This is a genomic window from Ralstonia sp. ASV6, from assembly GCF_016429285.1.
Taxonomy (GTDB): domain Bacteria; phylum Pseudomonadota; class Gammaproteobacteria; order Burkholderiales; family Burkholderiaceae; genus Ralstonia; species Ralstonia flaminis.
Genome location: NZ_JAELUI010000713.1, coordinates 1 through 245 on the forward strand (window position 1 = coordinate 1; position 245 = coordinate 245).

The 245-nt window shown below is 64.5% G+C and carries 1 protein-coding gene; it reads left to right on the top strand.

Annotated features, from left to right (window positions below; all coding sequences use genetic code 11):
* Positions 1–245 (top strand): transposase (locus JHD73_RS28985; protein WP_199033464.1); only part of this gene is annotated, 245 nt, incomplete at both ends.

Genomic DNA, 245 nt, shown 5'->3' on the forward strand with positions numbered 1-245 from the left:
CTCGCCCCGGACGGGTGGCCGCAGGATGTCTTGCCCACGCGCGACGCAAGTATGACGAGCTACTACGCAACCAGGGCCACAGCACCGTGGCGCCCGAGGCGCTGCGGCGCATTGCTCAGATCTACCGCCTTGAGCGAGAGTTGGCCGCGCTGAGCAGTGAAGAACGTTTGGCCCGAAGGTGCAGCGAAACCCAACCACTATGGGGAGAGCTGCATGCCTGGCTGCAGTTGGAGCGATCTCGCGTA